This is a genomic window from Candidatus Poriferisodalis sp. (assembly GCF_965205175.1).
In the GTDB taxonomy this organism is placed as follows: Bacteria; Actinomycetota; Acidimicrobiia; order Acidimicrobiales; family Poriferisodalaceae; genus Poriferisodalis.
Genome location: NZ_OZ242038.1, coordinates 2,738,172 through 2,756,182, shown reverse-complemented (window position 1 = coordinate 2,756,182; position 18,011 = coordinate 2,738,172). Strand labels below are relative to the sequence as shown.

General features: G+C 67.9%; 18 protein-coding genes. 12 read left to right on the top strand and 6 right to left on the bottom strand.

Annotated features, from left to right (window positions below):
• Positions 1-37 precede the first annotated feature (37 nt).
• From ACOGI4_RS11885 to ACOGI4_RS11870, 4 genes are all read left to right on the top strand, one after another.
• On the top strand, positions 38-946 hold the full coding sequence (locus ACOGI4_RS11885; protein ID WP_419841877.1) for an MBL fold metallo-hydrolase: 909 nt from the start codon (positions 38-40) through the stop codon (positions 944-946).
• 117 nt (positions 947-1,063) lie between these two features.
• Positions 1,064-2,560, top strand: a complete 1,497-nt coding sequence (locus tag ACOGI4_RS11880) for a circularly permuted type 2 ATP-grasp protein (RefSeq protein ID WP_419841876.1) — start codon at positions 1,064-1,066, stop codon at positions 2,558-2,560.
• On the top strand, positions 2,557-3,549 hold the full coding sequence (locus ACOGI4_RS11875) for an alpha-E domain-containing protein (RefSeq protein WP_419841875.1): 993 nt from the start codon (positions 2,557-2,559) through the stop codon (positions 3,547-3,549). The genes ACOGI4_RS11880 and ACOGI4_RS11875 overlap by 4 nt, the downstream gene beginning before the upstream one ends.
• On the top strand, positions 3,546-4,688 hold the full coding sequence (locus ACOGI4_RS11870; RefSeq protein ID WP_419841874.1) for a transglutaminase family protein: 1,143 nt from the start codon (positions 3,546-3,548) through the stop codon (positions 4,686-4,688). Before ACOGI4_RS11875 ends, ACOGI4_RS11870 begins: the two co-directional genes overlap by 4 nt.
• 70 nt (positions 4,689-4,758) lie before the next feature.
• Here the strand turns inward: ACOGI4_RS11870 and ACOGI4_RS11865 are convergent, their stop codons facing one another.
• Positions 4,759-5,796: a hypothetical protein gene (locus tag ACOGI4_RS11865; RefSeq protein WP_419841873.1), complete on the bottom strand. Its 1,038-nt coding sequence runs from the start codon at positions 5,794-5,796 to the stop codon at positions 4,759-4,761.
• Between the two features lie 91 nt (positions 5,797-5,887).
• Here ACOGI4_RS11865 and ACOGI4_RS11860 point away from each other — a divergent pair, with 91 nt between their 5' ends.
• From ACOGI4_RS11860 to ACOGI4_RS11840, 5 genes are all read left to right on the top strand, one after another.
• Positions 5,888-6,547: a TlpA family protein disulfide reductase gene (locus tag ACOGI4_RS11860; RefSeq protein ID WP_419841872.1), complete on the top strand. Its 660-nt coding sequence runs from the start codon at positions 5,888-5,890 to the stop codon at positions 6,545-6,547.
• Between the two features lie 17 nt (positions 6,548-6,564).
• The gene (locus tag ACOGI4_RS11855; protein ID WP_419841871.1) at positions 6,565-7,872 is read left to right on the top strand and encodes a magnesium transporter; all 1,308 of its coding nucleotides are present in this window, start codon (positions 6,565-6,567) and stop codon (positions 7,870-7,872) included.
• Positions 7,873-8,003: 131 nt separating this feature from the next.
• The gene (locus tag ACOGI4_RS11850) at positions 8,004-9,269 is read left to right on the top strand and encodes a potassium channel family protein (protein ID WP_419841870.1); all 1,266 of its coding nucleotides are present in this window, start codon (positions 8,004-8,006) and stop codon (positions 9,267-9,269) included.
• Positions 9,270-9,351: 82 nt separating this feature from the next.
• Complete coding sequence (locus ACOGI4_RS11845; RefSeq protein ID WP_419841869.1) at positions 9,352-10,239, top strand: PIG-L family deacetylase; 888 nt, start codon at positions 9,352-9,354, stop codon at positions 10,237-10,239.
• A gap of 12 nt (positions 10,240-10,251) precedes the next feature.
• Complete coding sequence (locus ACOGI4_RS11840; RefSeq protein ID WP_419841868.1) at positions 10,252-10,605, top strand: SCP2 sterol-binding domain-containing protein; 354 nt, start codon at positions 10,252-10,254, stop codon at positions 10,603-10,605.
• 29 nt (positions 10,606-10,634) lie between these two features.
• Here the strand turns inward: ACOGI4_RS11840 and ACOGI4_RS11835 are convergent, their stop codons facing one another.
• The 3 genes from ACOGI4_RS11835 to ACOGI4_RS11825 all read right to left on the bottom strand — a co-directional run bounded on the left by ACOGI4_RS11835 (position 10,635) and on the right by ACOGI4_RS11825 (position 13,311).
• Positions 10,635-11,480, bottom strand: a complete 846-nt coding sequence (locus tag ACOGI4_RS11835; protein ID WP_419841867.1) for a ChbG/HpnK family deacetylase — start codon at positions 11,478-11,480, stop codon at positions 10,635-10,637.
• Positions 11,481-11,489: 9 nt separating this feature from the next.
• Positions 11,490-11,969, bottom strand: a complete 480-nt coding sequence (locus tag ACOGI4_RS11830; RefSeq protein WP_419841866.1) for a thermonuclease family protein — start codon at positions 11,967-11,969, stop codon at positions 11,490-11,492.
• Between the two features lie 148 nt (positions 11,970-12,117).
• On the bottom strand, positions 12,118-13,311 hold the full coding sequence (locus ACOGI4_RS11825) for a steroid 3-ketoacyl-CoA thiolase (protein WP_419841865.1): 1,194 nt from the start codon (positions 13,309-13,311) through the stop codon (positions 12,118-12,120).
• Between ACOGI4_RS11825 and ACOGI4_RS11820 the strand changes: the two genes are divergently transcribed.
• The 3 genes from ACOGI4_RS11820 to ACOGI4_RS11810 all read left to right on the top strand — a co-directional run bounded on the left by ACOGI4_RS11820 (position 13,310) and on the right by ACOGI4_RS11810 (position 15,510).
• Positions 13,310-13,540 carry a hypothetical protein gene (locus ACOGI4_RS11820; RefSeq protein WP_419841864.1) on the top strand — a complete coding sequence of 77 codons (231 nt, stop codon included), beginning with the start codon at positions 13,310-13,312 and terminating at the stop codon, positions 13,538-13,540. The genes ACOGI4_RS11825 and ACOGI4_RS11820 overlap by 2 nt on opposite strands.
• A gap of 146 nt (positions 13,541-13,686) precedes the next feature.
• Complete coding sequence (locus ACOGI4_RS11815; RefSeq protein WP_419841863.1) at positions 13,687-14,673, top strand: LLM class F420-dependent oxidoreductase; 987 nt, start codon at positions 13,687-13,689, stop codon at positions 14,671-14,673.
• Between the two features lie 48 nt (positions 14,674-14,721).
• Positions 14,722-15,510: an enoyl-CoA hydratase/isomerase family protein gene (locus ACOGI4_RS11810; protein WP_419841862.1), complete on the top strand. Its 789-nt coding sequence runs from the start codon at positions 14,722-14,724 to the stop codon at positions 15,508-15,510.
• A 59-nt stretch (positions 15,511-15,569) separates the two neighbouring features.
• Here ACOGI4_RS11810 and ACOGI4_RS11805 read toward each other — a convergent pair whose 3' ends face one another.
• The gene (locus tag ACOGI4_RS11805) at positions 15,570-16,772 is read right to left on the bottom strand and encodes a Fic family protein (protein WP_419841861.1); all 1,203 of its coding nucleotides are present in this window, start codon (positions 16,770-16,772) and stop codon (positions 15,570-15,572) included.
• A gap of 227 nt (positions 16,773-16,999) precedes the next feature.
• Positions 17,000-17,917, bottom strand: a complete 918-nt coding sequence (locus ACOGI4_RS11800; RefSeq protein ID WP_419841860.1) for a DapH/DapD/GlmU-related protein — start codon at positions 17,915-17,917, stop codon at positions 17,000-17,002.
• Between the last annotated feature and the right edge of the window lie 94 nt (positions 17,918-18,011).

Sequence of the window (18,011 nt, the reverse complement as noted above, 5' to 3'; positions counted from 1 at the left end):
CGGCGCACCCGCTCGCTCATCAGGCTGGGGAGCGGCCATGACCACTGAAGTCATCATTACCGGCACGGGTTCCCCCATCCCCGACGCTCACCGCGCTGGACCGGGGGTGCTCGTGCGCTGCGGCGAGGTCACGCTGCAATTCGACGCAGGCCGCGGCACCGTGCAGCGGCTCGCAGCGCTCGGCATGCACAGCCCGAGCCTCACGGCGTTGTTCGTGACGCATCATCACAGCGACCATCTCACTGGCCTGGCCGATGTCGTGCTCAGCCATTGGGTGATGGCGCGGGGCGACGAGTACACGCCGATGGAGGTCGTGGCGCCCCGAGGACCCGCCGTCGACTACCTCAGCGAGATGCTCCATCCGTGGCGCCACGACCTCGGGGTGCGGGCACAGCACGCGCAGCGCTCGACGCCCGCGCAGGTGCGCATCACGTCGTTCGAGCCGCCGAACGCGCCCGGCGAAGTGTGGCGTCGAGGGGATGTCGCGGTCAGTGCCGCGCAAGTGCGACACGAGCCGGTGTTCCCCGCGGTCGGCTATCGAGTCTGCACTCCCGACGGCACCGTCGTCATCACCGGTGACACGCTGGTCTGCGACGAGGTGGCCGAGCTGGCAGCTGAGGCCGACGTGCTGGTGTACGAAGCGATGCTGTTCGACCGCATCACCGCAGGCCCCCCTGCTCGTCATTTCATTCTCGACTATCACGCCGATGCCCGCCTCATCGGCCGCCAAGCGGCAGCGCTGAACACCCCGACGCTGGTGCTCACTCACCTCATTCCCGCGCCGCAGACGGATGCGCCCGCGGCGCCCGGCCACTCGGTCACCGAACGGGACTACGAGCGCCAGATCCGCGAGAGCGGATACACGGGCGAGCTGCTGGTTGCCAAGGATCTCGACCAAGTAGTGCTCGACGCAGCGTCACCACCCCGCATCGAACGCTGGACCTGACGGCACACCAGCAGCCTTCTCGAACTCTTCAGCGGGATGTGAATGTGCGCCTCGGGAGGCTGGGGGCCGTGGAGGCGGTGGCGCGCGGCGGGGCGATGATGCGCTATCACATTCCCTGTGGCTGAGTTCCGCAGGCCCGACCCGGGCATCGCGGCCTACGACGAGGCGTTTGCTCTCAACGGCGAAGTCCGACCGCTCTATGCGGCCATCGTGAAGCGGTTCTCACAGTTCGACACGGCCGAGCTGCGACGCCGTGAGCGTGTCATCGAAGAGGAGTTCCGTCGTCAAGGCATCACCTTCACGGTGTACGGCGATGCACGCGGCACCGAGCGGACCTGGCCGATGGACCTGTTCCCCCGGCTCATCGCCGCCGCGGAGTGGCGCGAGATCGAGCAGGGACTCACCCAGCGCGTCACCGCGTTGAACAGGTTCCTCGCCGACATCTACACCGGAGAGGGCGCCGCCATCGCAGACGGCGTGGTGCCAGGATGGCTGGTGCGGTCCTCGGACGGCTTCGAGCGCAACGCCTACGGGGTCAGCGTTCCCCACGATGCGCACTGCGTGATCGCCGGCATAGATCTGGTGCGCGATGCGCAGGGCCAGTACCGAGTGTTGGAGGACAACCTGCGAAATCCCAGCGGGATCAGCTACGTCATCGAGAACCGGGCGGCGATGACCAAGGCGTTCCCCCTCGTGTGGGAGGATCACACCGTCGAGCCGGTGGGCCAGTACGGCCGGATGCTGCGAACAGCGCTGGAATCGGTGGCGCCCACCGGTGCCGGCGACCAGCCGCTCATCGTGATCCTGACGCCGGGCATCTACAACTCGGCGTACTTCGAGCACGCTTTCCTGGCGCGGGAAATGGGTGTGGAGCTGGTCGAGGGCCCAGACTTGGTGGTGGACGAGCACGTCGTGTACCTGCGCACGATTGAAGGCTTGGTGCCCGTCGACGTGATCTACCGACGCATCGACGACGCGTTCTTGGACCCGGTGTCGTTCCGCCCGGACTCCACCTTGGGGGTGCCGGGGCTGCTCGGTGCCATGCGTGCCGGCACCGTGACCGTGTGCAACGCCGTCGGCAACGGCGTGGCAGACGACAAGGCCATTCACCCCTACGTGACCGACCTGATTCGGTACTACCTCGGCGAAGCGCCGATCCTCCCCAACGTCGAGACCTACGTGATGTGGGAGCAGGACCAGCGCGAGGCGGCGTTCGAGCGGCTCGACGAGCTGGTCGTCAAGCCGGTGGGGGCGTCGGGCGGCTACGGCATCGTCATCGGGCGCGACGCCACCGACGCCGAGCTGGCGCACGCGCGAGCCCAGATCGAGGCCGATCCGCGCAACTGGGTGGTGCAAGAAGTCGTCGAGCTGTCGACGCTGGCCTCGCTGTGCGACGACACACTCGAGCCGCGCCATCTCGACTTGCGTCCCTTCGTGATCACCGGGGACCGCACGCAGGTGTTTCCCGGCGGCTTGACACGCGTCGCCATGCAAAGGGGTTCCCTGATCGTGAACTCCTCGCAAGGAGGCGGATCCAAGGACACGTGGGTGCTCGCGCCCGAGGATGCCTCGCGCGAGCACCTACGCAGCCCGCCGCCCGGACCGCGCACATGATCCTCGCTCGCCACGCCGATTCGATGCTGTGGGCCGGCCGGTACCTGGAACGAGCCGACACCATCGCTCGGTGCGTGTCGGTCGAGGCCAACGCAGTGATGCATCGGCAGGCGACCGAGGCGCGGCTGGCATCTCGCCGGCTGGTGCAAGCGCTCGGGCTGCAGGACGCCTTCGTCGCAGCGCAGGTCGGCACCGGCCCGTACGCAGTGATGGACTTTCTGGTCTGCGACGACTCGCATCCCGGCTCGGTCGTGTCTGCTGTCGCAGCTGTCAGAGAGAACCTGCGCATCGTGCGCGACCGCATTCCGGTGGAGCTGTGGGAGGAAGCCAACAGCTTGCACATCCTCATGCAGAGCGCGAAGTCGGTCGGTACCTCGGCGCGAGAGCAGACCGGCGGCGAGGTATCCCGCGTTTCGGTCATCACTGCGCGGCGGGGGTGCCGCTCGCTCAGCGGCGTGATGACCGAGTCGATGAGCCGAGACGAGGGCTACGCGTTCATGCAGGCGGGCCGACTGCTCGAGAGATCGATCCTGACGGTGGAGCTGCTCAAGTCCGGTCTGGGAACCGGCGGCGGAGTCTTCGACGGCAACCGCCTGCTGGCGTTCACGCACTCGCTGCAGGCGGCCCGGCGCGAACTGGGCCACTCGCCGCAGTGGCATGCCGTGGCCAAGTTCCTGTTGCAGCACGAGCATCTTCCACGATCAGTGCTGTGGTGTCTTGGCAGAGTCGAACAGCGCCTTGAGGACCTCGCAGCTGCCGCGGGCGCGGTCGCCATTCCCCGACGGCGCGCAGGCGCATTGCGGGCGCACGTGGAGTACGGCGAACTCGACGAACTGCTGCGCGAGCCGGAGGCAGAGCTGTCGCACTTGAGCAGCGCGCTGGCCCAGCTTGCCGGCGCCGTGCATGCCAGCACGGTGGCGAAGTCGGACGCTGCTGAGGTGCATGCGCAATTCGTGCGCCCGGGCGACGGCAGGGCTGCATCGCGATGAGGCTGGACATCGCCTACCGGCTGCACTTCACGTACTCTGCGCCGGTCGCGGAGTCGCAGAACGAGGTCCGGGTGCGGCCCCTCGACGATGTGCGTCAACAGGTGCTGTCGTATCGGCTGACGACGACGCCGGCGACCCGTGTGCTGCAGACCCGCGACTACTTCGGCACCACCGTTGACCATCTGGGCATTCGCTCGCCGCACGACGACCTGCTGGTGGTGGCAGAAGCATCGGTGGAGACAGCAACGACTGCGGCCGCTCACGTGCCGGTGACTGGCGAACGGCTGCGTGAGCAGACGTTCATCAACCAGCACTTCGAGTACTTGACGCCGTCGCAGCACGTGCAGTGGGGAGACCTGGTCGACGAAGTGGCGTCATGGGCGGTCCGCGACGCTGCCGACGATGTGTACGAGCAGGTGCTCGCTGTCGTCCGGGCGGTGCCCACCGTGCTCTCCTACAGGCGCGGATCCACCGCGATCGGCGTGACGTTGGAGGAGCTGATCGACGGGGGCGCAGGAGTGTGTCAGGACTTCGCGCATCTCGCGGTGGGCATGCTGCGGTGCATCGGTGTACCGGCCCGCTACGTCTCGGGATACCTGTTCGCCTTGGACGAGACCCGGCTCGACGAAGGATCACACGACACCGAACCACACGACGCGCGACTTGCCGGCGAACGACCAGACGGAGACCTGCGCTCGGGCCGCGAACGAGCGACCGCCGGTGCAGGCGGCGACGCTAGAGCCGAGTCTGGCGCAGCTGTCGGGGACCAGTCGGCGGCTCGACGTCCAAAGTCTGCCGACCCGACGGCAATCTCGGTGCAGACGCATGCCTGGATCGAGGCTGCCGTGCCCGGATCCGGATGGCTTGGGCTGGACCCGACGAACGGCGGATCGGTCGGCGAGCGGCATGTGGTGATCGGCCACGGACGCGACTACCACGACGTGCCGCCGGTACGCGGGGTGTTCAACGGCACGGCTGAGGCCAAAGTGGACGCCGAGGTGATCATCGCTCAGCCCTCGGCGCCGGTCTCGATGGTCACTGAGCCGATCCGCAGGCAGACGCGCGTCGCAGTGAACGCTGCGCCCGAGGTGCCCACCCAGCAGGCGGCACACCAGCACCAGCAACAGCAGCAGCAGTAACCAGCGGACTCAGTGGCCAGTCGCTGCGTTCGCTGAGCGCGACCTGAGCGACCCGCGCCGGACGCGGCGGTCAGCCCAGCGGTCGGCCGAATGGCAGCTCGTCCTGCCATGTCCGCAGAAACGACTCGGCTCGGTAGCAGGCGGCCATGAACGGGCCGTCGTCGTGGCGGACAGTCTCGGACATGGCTGCGTCGACGGTCTCGGTCACGGCCGAACGCAGGTCGCCGTGGGTGAGTGCCTCATCCGCCCACCAGCACAACGCCGGCCCCGCGGCGGCCACGAAGTCGGCAGCGACCGGAGTGCCTGCGGCGCGCAGCACCGCCAAGGCCTTGGACGACACCGCGGCCGCGCTGTAGGCGACCACCGGCACTGAGGCGGCCACCGACGCCCCCTCTCCGGACATCGCGCCGGGCTTCGACCCGCAGAAGACCACGTCCACATCGTCTGCCCAGATCTTCCATTGCTGCTCGGGCCCGTCATCGCCCGACAGTGCCTCCACGCAACGTTCTGCGGCCGATGCCCACGCGTCTGCGAGTGTCACGGGGTCGAACCTTCCGTTGGCACAGCCCTTGGCGGTCGCGATCCGGGCGACGACCGCTCCCGCCGCAGCCGTTTCGCGCGCGATGCCGAGTCCGGCGGGTCCGAATCCTTCGATCGCCACCCGCTTGCCTTCGAGGTCGCCGAGCAGGCCGGCTGCTGCTGCAGCAGCGCCGACGCCGACGAGTTCGTCATTGAACGAGATGCCGTCGCGGTCGTCGTTGCCGATGAGATTGCGCTGATCGTGGGCCAGCACGGGTGCCAACAGCTCTGCATCGAGTCGCAGGCCCGGGCTGGTCGACAGCCGACCGCTGGAGAAATCGACGGCCAGTTCGGCTGCCAGTGCCTCGACGGCGGCGGCGGCATCGGCGGCGTCGGATCTCAGGCCGATGCTGGCACCGCTGCGCTGCTGTTCCAGCATCGCGAAGATGTAGGTGGTGTGCCGGGCCAGCATCGTCGCATTGCCGGGGATCAGACGGCTGCCCAGCCGCGCCTCTCCGACGTAGTGCTGGGCGCCGGGCAGGTCGAAGATGACGAAACCGGGTGTCGTTTCGAGCTGACGGGTCTCCACAGGCCAAGTCTGCCATCACGCCTGCCGCGCATTCAGGGGCATGGCTGGTGCCTTCTGGTGCCGGGCCGGGTCGTGCCTAGCCTTGAGCATTGTGAGACGAGTCGCATTCGGCGTGTGCGCCCTGCTCTGGATGCTGCTGGCTGTGGGGTGCGGCGGCGAACCTTCGGGGTCCGCTGCGACTGGCGCCGCGGCCGCAACGACGGCAACGAGCGCCGCTGTGTCGATGACCACGGAAGACGCGCCCGCGGGTCCCACGCAAGTGTCGGGCAGGGCGCTGCCGTTGTTCGCGCAATCCCCGAACGACGCCGCGATCGGTCGTGCTGCCCCGGTGGTGCTCGGCACCGACCTGCTCACCGGTGCCGAAGTGCGCATCGAAGCTCAAGGGCGTCCGCTGGTGGTGGCGTTTTACGCTCACTGGTGCCCGCACTGCCAGGCCGAGGTCACCGCGCTCACCGAGTGGCTGGCGACGAACGAGCTGCCCGCCGGCGTGGACTTCTACGCGCTCTCGGTGCTCGAAGACCCCTCGCGCGGCAACCATCCGCCCGCGCAGTGGCTGCGCGACGAAGGCTGGGCGCATCCCGTCGTTGCCGACACGACACGAGGGTCCGCGGTCGAGGCATTCGGATTGGCATCGGTGCCGTATCTCGTTGCCGTGGATGCGGACGGAGCGGTGGCGCTGCGACACGCAGGCAGCGTGGCCCCGCAGGATCTTGCGGCGCTGTTCAGCGCGCTGCTCGAATCGGCTGCCTGACAACAGGCGCACATGCGTTGAACCCCCGACCTGCCCGCAAGCGGCGCGTCGGAGCGGTCCGCAAGATGTCGTCGGAGCGCACGCTGCATCGACCCGCCGTCAGGTTGCACCCGCTGGGCTTTCTGCGGGGTCTGCTGGGCCCCGATGTCATCGGTGCGCGTCAGAGCCTCTCGGCGCTGGCTGTCAGCAGCGTGACGGCCACTGCAGCAGGAGTGCTGCTCGCGGCCGTCACCGGCACGCTTGAGCGCATGCCGGGTCTGCTGGTGCTCGTTCCTGCCGCAATCGGCATGCGGGGCGACATCTTCGGCGCGCTCGGCAGTCGTCTCGCCACCACCATTCACGCGGGCACGTTTCGGGCGACTGCCCGTCGCGACACGATCGTGGGCCAGAACGTCATCGCGGCTGCGGTGCTGACGCTCGTCACTGCCGTCGTGCTCGGTGTGATGACCAAGGTGCTGGCGCCAGTCTTCGGGCTCTCGGGCATCATCGGCGTCGCCGACCTCATCGTGGTGTCAGTCGTGGGCGCCGAGTTGGCATCGGTGGTCGTGTTGATGGTGACCCTCGGTCTGGCGACGATGTCGACGCGCCGAGGCTGGGATCTCGACAACGTCAGCGCTCCGGTCATCTCGGCCGTCGGCGATGTCGTCACGCTCCCGGCGCTGTTCCTGGCGAGCTACCTGGTCGGCATCACCGCGCTCACGCCAGTCCTCGCAGCGGTAAGCACCATCGGTGCTGCAGCCGCGACTGTTTGGGCGTGGCGATCAGGCCTGGATCAGCTCTGGGCGATCTTGCGCGAGTCGATGCCGGTGCTGTGCGTCGGCGGCTTCGTGCTCATCGTCGCAGGTGTCGTGATCGAACATCGCTTGGAGGACTTCATCGACAAGCGGGCCGTGCTGATCCTGGTGCCGGCATGCCTAGCAGCCGCGGGCGCCATCGGGTGCATCTTGTCGGGCCGGCTGGCGAGCAAGCTGCATCTCGGCGTGATCGAACCTCGAGCGCTGCCGCAGCGAGGTGCACGGTTCGACATCTCCTTCGCGTTCGTCTTGACGGCGCCGGTGTGCTTGCTCAACGGCGTGCTCGCGCACGTTGCGGCGGCGGCGTTCTCGCTGTCGACACCAGGTCCGCTCCGGCTCGTGGCCATCTCGCTGGTCGGCGGAATGATTGCGACGGCCTTGGCTGTGTTCATCGCCTACTACGGCACCGTGGCTGCAACGCGGGTCGGCGTGGACCCCGACACCATCGGCATCCCGCTCGTGAACAGCACCGTTGACCTTGCCGGCGCTGCGGCGCTGGTGCTGGCAATCGGCTGGGTGGGACTGTCGTGACCGACGCGGTGCGATCGCCGGTGGTGAATTTGTCCCGGCCCGCCGCGTCACCGTGCCTACGCTGGACGCGGCGATGCCACGCGCTCCCCGAGCCGAACGGCGCCCGTCGCGTCGCTCGCTGACGACCTGCAATGCGATCAGATCCTGAAGACAAGCCGCGCAACCTGAAGTCCATGCTCTCCGAGGCCAAGGACGCCTCCGAGCTCATGGTCGATCTGGCCTATGCGGCGCTGTACTTCGACGACGAGGGCATGGCCGACGCCGTCCTGGGCCTCGAAGGTGACATGTCGGCGCTCGTGCATGAAATGCGCTCGCTGGCGATGCTGGCCGTGCGCCATCCGCGTGAGGTGGACGGCATGAGTTCGGTGCTGCAGGTGGTGTCGTCGATCGAGCAGATCGCCAACGCTGCGGTGGACATCTCCAAGATCGTGCTGCAGCACTTGGGCATTCCCCGGGCGCTCATCGTGGATCTGGCCCAAGCAGCCGAAGTCTCGCACCGGCTGGTCGTGGCGAAGGGCAGCCACCTCGCGAATCGGCCGCTGCGCGACATGGAATTGCCGGTGGCGGTCGGCATGCGTGTCGTGGCCGTCCAGCGGGGCCGTCACTGGCTGACCGACGTCGGCGGAGACAGCATCGTGGAGCCGGGCGACGTGCTGTTCATGCGCGGCGACCCGGCAGGCATCGTTCGGCTGCGGGAGCTGGCAGCGATGGAGCGCTGGCACCCGCCCGAGCCCGACGAGTCGCAGGCCCCGAACGATCTCGACCGGGCCGTGGACACGCTGGTCGAGATGAAGAACCTCTCTGAGGCAGCGATCGGGCTGGCCTATTCGGCGCTTGTGCTGCGTGACCTGTCGCTGGCTCGCGAGGTGCGTTCCATGCACGAGCTGCTCGAAGGCATGAAGGTGTCCATGCAGACGTGGGTGCTGCGTGCCGCGGCAGAGGGTGCCGACCCAGCCCAGGCCGATCCGGCGGCGCTGCGCGGACTGCTGCACGTGGCAGAGGCGGCTGAGGACATCGGGGACCAGGCCCGCAACATCACGTCGCTCATCTTGGAAGACGAGGACATTCACCCGGTGCTGGCGCTCGCGCTCGGCGACACCGAAGATGTCGTCGTGCAGGTTCCGGTAGCGCCTGAGTCGCGAGCCGACGGCTCGACCCTGGGGTCGCTCGGGCTGGCGGTGGACCCCGGGTACCACGTGCTGGCCATTCGCCGCGCCGCCAGCTACGTCTACAACCCGACTCGCACGGTGCGCCTCCAAGTCGGCGACGAGCTGCTGGCGTCGGGTCCCGAGGAGGGGCGCGACCGGCTCGCGGCTGTCTGCGGCTACTTCATGCAGATCGACGAGGAAACCGGACGCGTGCAGCTGACTCCGGCCGCAAAGCCGTCGAGTCCGTAGTCGGCGTCCTTGGAGCGACGCTGCGCACCCACGAGCAGCTCTGGCCGAGGAGTTCTGGCCGGCCCCGCTAGCTTGACCGCCGATGTCGCAAGACACGGGACTGTCTATCCTCGCAGTGCATGCCCACCCCGACGACGAGGCGTCGAAGGGGGCAGGCACCATCCGCCGATACGCCGACGAAGGCATCCGCACCACGCTGGTGTGCTGCACTGGAGGCGAGGAGGGTGACATCTTGAACCCGGCGATGGACCGGCCCGAGGTGAGCCAGAACCTTGAGGAGGTCCGGCGCGCGGAACTCGACGCCTCTGCGGCAGTCATCGGCTACGACGAGGTGGTGATGTTGGGCTACCGGGACTCTGGCATGCCCGACGCCGAGGCCAACTCGCGCGCTGACGCCTTTGCCAACGCTGACCTTGACGAAGCAGTCGCCCGGTTGGTGACGGTGATCCGCCGAGTGCGTCCGCAGGTGATCTTGACCTACCCGCTCGTGCAGTCCCGCTACCCCCACCCCGATCATCTGCAGGTGACCGCCATCTGCGTGCCGGCGTTCGCTCATGCCGGCGAGGCGGCTTGGCGACCGGAGTGCGGTCCGCCGTTCACGCCGATGAAGATGTACGCGCCGGTCTGGTCGCACAAGCGCATGCAGCTCACCCATCAGGCATTCCTGGACTTGGGCTTGGAGTCTCCGTTCGATGAGAAGTGGCTGGGCAGGCCGGGTCGGGACGACCGCATCACTGCGGTCATCGAGGTCGACAATGCGGTGCGGCGCAAGGCGCTGCTCGCCCATGCCACCCAAGTCGACCCGGACTCGCCGTTCTGGTTCGGCTTGTCCGACGACGTCGCCGACACCGTCCATCCCTACGAGGAATTCATGCTGCTTGAGTCGCGTATCTCGACCGAGCAGATGGAGCATGATCTCTTCGCGGGCCTGCGCACCTCTGGACCGCTCAGTTCCGGGCTCAGCGTCTAGGGGACCGGGCAGGTGGACTTCCTCGACGAGGAGTACTTGGCGCAATGGGCCGCCGGCCGCGATGGCGCCCTCGCCGGGGTGTCCGGCACGGTCGTGCTCAAGGCAGTTGGGGGACCAGACGGCAACGCCGCTGTCACGTTGATCTTCGAAGCCGGCGTGGTGACCTCGGCAAAGGCAGGCGCCACCCGCGGTGCTGATCTGACCTTGGAGGCACCGTGGCGCCTCGCCGCGGAAGTGGTCTGCGGCGGCGGCGATCCGGCGCGCCACTACATGGCCGGCGACCTCAAGGTTTCTGGCGACATGGCGCTCTGGCTGCAGTTGTTGCCGGCATGGCGGGCGGCTGGCTCGCTCGCGGCCCCAAACTGACGCTGTACTGACGTCGCCGCAGGGTCCGACTAGCCGGTGCCCGAGCGCTGCATTTCCCGCAGCTCGCGATAGCCCACCAGCCGGATCCCGCTGCGTTCGATGTGAGCTCGCAGCTCGGCGTTGTCCCGCAGGTGGAGCAAGTCCTCCACCCGCGAGCCCCATTCGGCCGTCAGCGACCGCAGCTCCGGCAGGTCAGCCGCAGGCTGGAGCTGCAGCTCGGTCAGCCCCGGTTCGAGCGAGTCCAGCAGTGCCTCGATGCGCCGGTAGCGCCCGATGGTCCCAGGCGGAATGCGCACCACGCGATCAGGGGTCGCCACGCCGGCGGAGGTGACCAGCTCTTCAGCGGGGAACCCCAGCTGGCGTCGTGCGTCGGAGGAGATCAGCCGCACGGGCAGCCCGAACTCGACTGCGAGTTCCAAGTACACGTCGAAGAATTCCGGGCGGACGCTGAGCACGTCGAGATGGCTGTCGAGATGCGTCACATCGAAGCCCCACAGGATTGCTCGCTCGATCTGCACACGGCACTCGCGCCGGACCTCGTCGAGGTCGGCGTGGTCCCACACGTCGGTCACCGTGGCGGGCATGCCGCCGTTGCCGTCGAGCAACGACGGGGCGTAGGTGACCGGTCCCCATCGGTACAGCGCAAATTCGGCGTTCAGTGTGAGCGCGACGCCGATGTCCTCGCCCCGGAATCTGGCTGCAGCCTCGCGCGCCCACGGGCACGGCACGAGCAGCGTGCCGGTGGTGGCCAAGCCGTCGCGCAAAGCGGCGTACACGCCTTCGTTCATGGCGTGCGATCCGCCGAGCCCGGCTGCGCTGATGATCAGCAGCCTGTCGTCGGGGCCGTAACCGAGCCGCTGCGGCAGCGGTGCCACGCCCACACGCTAACGGGCGGGTTCGAGCTGCCGGTTGGGCCCGCCGCAGTCCGCCCAGATGCCTCGGCGGGCGGCACGCGCCTCGGCTTCGGCGCTGTCGAGCACGGCTTTGTGCTCGGTATTGGGCTCGACGTGCATGGTCGCCGCGTAACCGTCGAGCACGAGGTAGAGGTTCACGAACAGGCCGTCGTCGGCTCGGTAGACGTAGGCCAGCAGTCGGTCGTAGCGGTCGATCAGCTCGATGTCGCGCTGCAATAGCACGGGGGTGCCGGGCGGCAGAAGTTCGGACGTGCGCCGAGTAGCCGCATCGCCGCCGCACTCGGCAGCCAGGAAGCCGCCGGTCTTCTCCGGTGTGTCGATGCCGATGAGCCGCACCAACTTGCGAAGTCCGCCGAGGTCTGCCTCGATGGTGTCGCCGTCGATCACGCTGAGCACCGTGGCGTTGGCCTCCAGCGCAGGTTCTACGGCATGAGCAACGGTGTCGGACACGTTCGGAACGAAAGCAGGTGACGCGGCATCGAAGGTTGCCGGCTCAGCGTGATCGGCGAAGCCGCAGCCGCCGAACGCAGCAGCACATGCGACGGCAAACGCCGCGATGCGAAACGGTGCGCGGACGGAGGAAGCGGCTATGCGTTGCTCAGAGTCGCTCGATGATGGTGCCGGTCCCCAGCCCGCCCCCGCAGCACATGGTGACCAGCGCCGTGTTCTTGTCAGCTCGGTGCAGCTCATGCACGGCCTTGGTCAGCAGGATCGCGCCAGTGCCGCCCAGCGGATGGCCTAACGCGATCGCGCCGCCGTTGGGATTGACGCTGTCCATGTCGGGGTTCACCTCGCGCTGCCACGCCAGCACTACCGACGCGAAGGCTTCGTTGATCTCCACCAGGTCGATGTCGGACATCTGCATGCCGTTGCGTTCGAGCAGGTGGTTGGTGGCCTCGATCGGGCCCGTCAGCATCAGCACCGGGTCGCTGCCGACCAAGCACGTATCGACGATCCGTGCCAGCGGGCGCATGCCCAGCTCGTGAGCATGACCGGCCCGCATCAGCAGCACCGCGCCTGCGCCGTCGCTGATCTGCGACGAGCTGCCCGCCGTGTGTACGCCACCGTCCATCACCGGCGAGAGCCCTGCGAGCGCTTCCGCCGTCGTGGGCCTGATGCCGCCGTCGCGCACGACGTGGCGAACCTCGTCGGTGGGCTTGTTGTCCTCGTCGAGCACCGGCGCGTCGATGTCGACGATCTGGGTGGCGAAACGGTCCTCCTCCCAAGCACGAGCCGCGTGGTTCTGGCTCCGCAGGCCGTAGGCGTCGCACTCCTCGCGGCTGATACCCCACTGCTTGGCCAACAGTTCTGCGCCTTGGAACTGCGTCGTGTACTCGTAGTGCTCCTTGTAGCGGCTGGTTGCCGTGCGCTGACCCTTGCGATAGCTCGAGCCCATCGGGTTGCGCGTCATGGACTCGACGCCGCAGCCGATCGCCGAATCGACCACCCCGCTGCGTACCAAGCCGTACGCCAGCGTGGTGGCCTGCTGGCTCGAACCGCACTGCGCGTCGACGGTGGTGGCTGCGACCGACAGCGGAAAGCCTGCGCCGAGCCAGGCCGTGCGTGCGATGTTCGCTGTCTGCTCGCCGGCTTGGCTGACGCAGCCGCCGACGATCTGGCCGATGTCGGCAGGGTCGGCCTGGGTGCGCTCCATCAGCGCAGTCAGCACATCGCTGAGCAGATCGGACGGATGGATGCCGCTCAAGTCGCCGCCGCGGCGGCCGATGGGAGAACGGACGGCATCCACGATGACGATGTCGTCGGGGTGCTGGTTCGCAGGAGTGTTGCTCATGGCCAGCACTGTAGTTGCGCTCTCGCCCCGACTGCGGAGCAATATTGGCCTGCAGAGCAATATTGGCCTGCGGAGCGACATGGGCGAGACCGATGCCGGCAGCGGACTGCCTGCTTGGCCGGTGGGCCGGCTCAGCGGCCATCAGGCGGCGTGGAGATCGATCTGGGGCGGCTGGGGTGTCGCAGCCAACGCGGCCCGAGCCCGAGCAACGCCACGCAGGCCTTCCTGACGGGTAGCTCGGCTGAGCCGGTGCGGCATACGGCTTGTCGTCACCAGACGCAACGGCGGAGCGAGATCAAGCTGTTTGTTCATGCTCTCAGCGTGACCGAGGGGTGTGACACGCTCGCCTGCCGGCGCACAACTAGCCTGCGCCGGGTGAACGACCATCGAGGCGGTTGGCGCTACGGCATCACCGTTCCCTTCGGCGACCCGCTCCGCGCCCAAGCAGACCTGTACCGAGAGTTTGCGGATCTCGGCTACACGGAGTTCTGGAGTTCGGAGGCCGACGGGACCGACGGTTTCACCCCCTTGATCCTCGCCAGCCAGTGGGTTCCCGACGTGCGGCTCGGCGTCGCCATCATCCCTGCCTTCACCCGAGGCCCTGCGCTGCTGGCTCAGCAGACGGCCGCCATCTGCGAGGCAGCGCCGGGCCGCTTCGCTTTGGGCATCGGGGCCTCGTCCAACGTGATCGTCGAGCGCTGGAACGGCGTCCCTTTCGCCGAGCCCTTCAAGCGCACCCGCGACACCGTCCGATTTGTGCGCCACGCGCTCACGGGTGAGAAAGTCACCGAAACCTACGACACGTTCGCCATCGAGGGCTTCCGCCTCGGCCGCCCGCCCGAGCAGCAGCCTCCGATTCTGCTGGCCGCCCTGCGAGCGGGCATGCTGCGGCTGGCGGGCAGCGAAGGCGACGGCGCCATCATCAACTGGCTCTCCGCCGACGACGTGGCCACCGTCCGTCCCTACGTCGACGAGGGAGGCGACGACAAGGAAGTCGTCGCCCGCATCTTCGTGTGCCCCAACACCGACGCCGAGGCGGTGCGAGCGGGCTTCAAGCGCGCGATCGCGGCGTACCTCAATGTCCCGGTCTACGCCGAGTTCCACCGCTGGCTCGGCCGGGGCGACCGTCTCGCCGGCATGTGGCAGCGCTGGTCAGACGGCGACCGCCGCGGCGCGCTCGAAGCCATCGACGACGGCTTGGTGGACGAACTGTTGGTACACGGTCACCCGGCGGCATGCCGCGAGCACATCGACCGCTACCACGCGAACGGCGTCGACGTGTCGGCCATCTCGATCATGCCGTTCGGCGACATCGACCCGGTTCAAGCCGCCCGGGATCTCGCTCCGGCGGCTCGCAGCTGAAGCGCTCGATCAGACAAAAGCATCCTGCATCACGCACGAGGAGAAGCGATGGAACTGGAAACGATGATCTATGAGGTACGCGACGGCGTAGCCCACGTGCGGCTCAACCGCCCCGAGGGTGCCAACGCCGTCAATCCGCAGTTCTCCCGAGAGCTGCGCGCCGTCATGCTGGAGATCGAGTTCGACGACGCGGTCAAAGCAGCGTCGGTCACCGCGGAAGGGCGTGTGTTCTGCGCAGGCGGCGACCTCAAGGAGTTCCATTCCGCAGGCGACGGCTTGCCCCAGCTCGCTGCCGACATGGTCATCGACCTGCATGGAGCGATCAACAAGATGAACCGCACGCCGAAGCCGTTCGTGGCCGGCGTGGGCGGCAGCGTCGGCGGGGCCGGCTTGTCGCTGGCCGCATCGTTCGATCTGGTGGTTGCCGGCGAGTCTGCGAAGTTCACCATGGCCTACACCCGAGCGGGCGTGACTCCCGACGGCACGTCGTCGTACTTCCTGGCCCGCCACATCGGGCTGCGCCGGATGCTGGACCTGACGTTGACCAACCGTGTGCTCAGCGCGCACGAAGCCGAGCAGTGGGGCTTGGTGAACCGGGTCGTCCCCGACGACGAGGTGGATGCGGCAACAGCAGAACTCGCTCAGTCGCTGGCCGACGGCCCGGCATGGGCACTCGGCCACGCCAAGCGGGTGGTGTACGAAGGCATCGACTCGCCGCTCGAGCAAGCCGGCGAGTTCGAAGGCAAGACGATCACCACCGCCATGGGGACCCACGACGGGCGTGAGGGCATTGCCGCTTTCGTGGAGCGCCGAGCGCCGAACTTCACCGGCAACTAGCGCTCGCGTACGACGGGCACACCGGCGCAACAGCTGCGCGCTACCGCTGGCCGCGCTGCTCAGCTGGACGTCGGCGACACAAACGCACGCATGCGATCGACGCGGGGGCGCACGCCGCGGCGGTCGGTCTCGATGAGTCCTGCGCCTTCGAGCCGGTTCAGGTCGCGGGCGAGCGTGCGCGGTCCGGTGCGCGCGTACATCTGCGCGAGCTGAGGTGTGAGCCCGGCTACGTCGGCCTTCGGGACGAATTCGTCCGGTGGCAGCGCCATCACGAGCGCATGCTGGCGTTCGGCAGCGGGGCTGGTGGGGAACTGCGACATGGTCTCCGCGATGAAGCTCTGCCATGCGAGCCGGAGATGCTGTTCGCGCACAGACGCCGAGTGTTCGTTGAGGCCGTCCACGAGCCCTTCGATGCCGTAGGCCAAGAAGCCGAGCACGTCCCGCTGCTGGCTGGCCGCTGCCAGTCGCGCGTAGTACCGGTCGTGGGTGAGGTTGAAGTGGTTCGCCATGAGATTCGCGGCGGCGAGAGGAACCGTGCCCGAGCGGGCCAGGATGAGGTACTCGAGCAGTCTCGCGGTTCGACCGTTGCCGTCGTCGAAGGGATGGATCCACGCGATGTACAGGTGAGCGAGCAGCGCGCTCAACACCGTGAGCGCAAAGCGGACCCGCTCGGCGTCGCTGTCGGCAGCGGCCTGGGGGTGAAACGCTTCGCCGTCGATCCACTCGGCCAATTGCTCCAGCAGTCGCTCGCAGGTCCGCGCTGGCGGACCGAGGTAGGGGCCCACGGCAACCGAATGGGTGCGCAAGACGCCTGGCGTGTACGGGGCCTCAGGGTCGACACCGTCGAGGACCCAGCGATGCATCTCGCAGATCAGCTCGACGCTCAGCGGCGGCCTGCCGTCGGCGGTCACCAAGTCGTCGATTCGATCGAAGGCCGCGAGGATGTTGCGCACCTCACGTTCTTGGTACGCACGCGAACGCGGCGCAGTGAACGTGCCGGCGCGGATGCCCGCAACTTGCTCTTCGGTCAACGTGTTGCCTTCGATGGCGACTGTTGCCTGCGCGCCGCGCACCAGTGCTACCTGGTGAAGTTCCTCGGCGACAGCCGGGGTGAGCGGCGTGCCGGACAGCTCGTTGCACAGCGCGTATGCCTCGCCGAGCCTCATCCACGATCGGTGGTCGAGCCGGTTCGCGACACTGGCGTCGAAGTCGATCCACGGGTGGGTATCGGCCAGGTCGCCTAGTCGGCGGCCCCGATTCACCGCTTGTTCTTCCGTCTAGGAGGCCTCATCAGTCCAGTCTATGTAGGACAATCCCGTTATCTGAACGAAAAATGACCAGCAGATTGACGAGCAGATTGACCAGTGCATTGTCCAACACCGTGACACTCGCACCGACTAGGACCGACTAGCACGGCTGACCGGTACCGCCGATCAGCAAGGCAGAGCTGCACGGCTGAGCATCACCGCTTTGCCGGCCCGACCGGAGCTCAGTTGCTGTGCAGTTCGGGGTTGATGCCCTCCCACCGGCCCGGGTCGCCAATCCGCATCTCGACGGCGCCGGTGGTGCTGTTGCGGATGAGCAGCATGCCCGAGCGGCCCGAGATGTCCCGGCCCTTCACGACTGAGCCGTCGGGCATCGTGACGCGGCTGCCGGCGGTGACGTAGAGGCCGGCTTCGACCGTGCAGTGGTCGCCGAGCGCGATGCCGATGCCGGAGTTGGCCCCGAGCAGACAGTGCTCGCCGATCGACACTCGCTGCTTGCCGCCGCCCGACAGCGTTCCCATCGTGGAAGCACTGCCGCCGAGGTCGGAGTGGGCGCCCACCACGACGCCTGCAGAAATGCGCCCCTCGACCATCGCCGGGCCGAGGGTGCCGGCATTGAAGTTGACGAATCCCTCGTGCATGACGGTGGTGCCGTCGGCGAGATGCGCGCCGAGGCGCACTCGGTCCGCGTCGCCGATGCGCACACCAGCAGGAATCACGTAGTCGACCATCCGCGGAATCTTGTCGACAGCCGAAACCGTGACCGACTGGCAGAGCGCCGCCGCCGCGCTTCGCAGACCGTCCACGCGCTCGGGCAGCACCGGGCCGGCGCTGGTCCAGGCGCAGTTCGTCAGCAGACCGAAGATGCCGTCGAGGTTTGCGTCATGCGGCCGGATGTCACGGCGGCTGAGCAGGTGCAGCCGCAGGTAGGCGTCGGCGAGGTCGGCAGGCGGCGAGCTGAGGTTGTCGATGGTGACCGTGACCGTCTCGCCGACGTTGACGCCGAGTTCGACCGCGAGGCACGACCGCAGCGGCGGGGCATCGGCGGCGCCGTCCGCCGGGAACCAGGCGTCGAGCCGAGTGCCCGTCGCTGCGTCCACGTAGCTGTGCCCGACTGCGCTGATGCTGGCGGAAATGCTCATGGGCGCATCCTGCCAGTTCAAGCGGCCTGCTCCTTGCGCCCTGCGCCGCCCCGTTTGCGCCCACTGCGGAACTGCCGGCGCAGCGCAGCATCTT

Bases quoted from the DNA above. Each gene is read 5' to 3' on its own strand.
- ACOGI4_RS11885 (WP_419841877.1), top strand. From the start codon at position 38: ATGACCACTGAAGTCATCATTACCGGCACGGGTTCCCCCATCCCCGAC.
- ACOGI4_RS11875 (WP_419841875.1), top strand. From the start codon at position 2,557: ATGATCCTCGCTCGCCACGCCGATTCGATGCTGTGGGCCGGCCGGTAC.
- ACOGI4_RS11870 (WP_419841874.1), top strand. From the start codon at position 3,546: ATGAGGCTGGACATCGCCTACCGGCTGCACTTCACGTACTCTGCGCCG.
- ACOGI4_RS11850 (WP_419841870.1), top strand. From the start codon at position 8,004: ATGCGATCAGATCCTGAAGACAAGCCGCGCAACCTGAAGTCCATGCTC.
- ACOGI4_RS11845 (WP_419841869.1), top strand. From the start codon at position 9,352: ATGTCGCAAGACACGGGACTGTCTATCCTCGCAGTGCATGCCCACCCC.
- ACOGI4_RS11820 (WP_419841864.1), top strand. From the start codon at position 13,310: ATGGCCAGCACTGTAGTTGCGCTCTCGCCCCGACTGCGGAGCAATATT.
- ACOGI4_RS11825 (WP_419841865.1), bottom strand. From the start codon at position 13,311: ATGAGCAACACTCCTGCGAACCAGCACCCCGACGACATCGTCATCGTG.
- ACOGI4_RS11810 (WP_419841862.1), top strand. From the start codon at position 14,722: ATGGAACTGGAAACGATGATCTATGAGGTACGCGACGGCGTAGCCCAC.
- ACOGI4_RS11800 (WP_419841860.1), bottom strand. From the start codon at position 17,917: ATGAGCATTTCCGCCAGCATCAGCGCAGTCGGGCACAGCTACGTGGAC.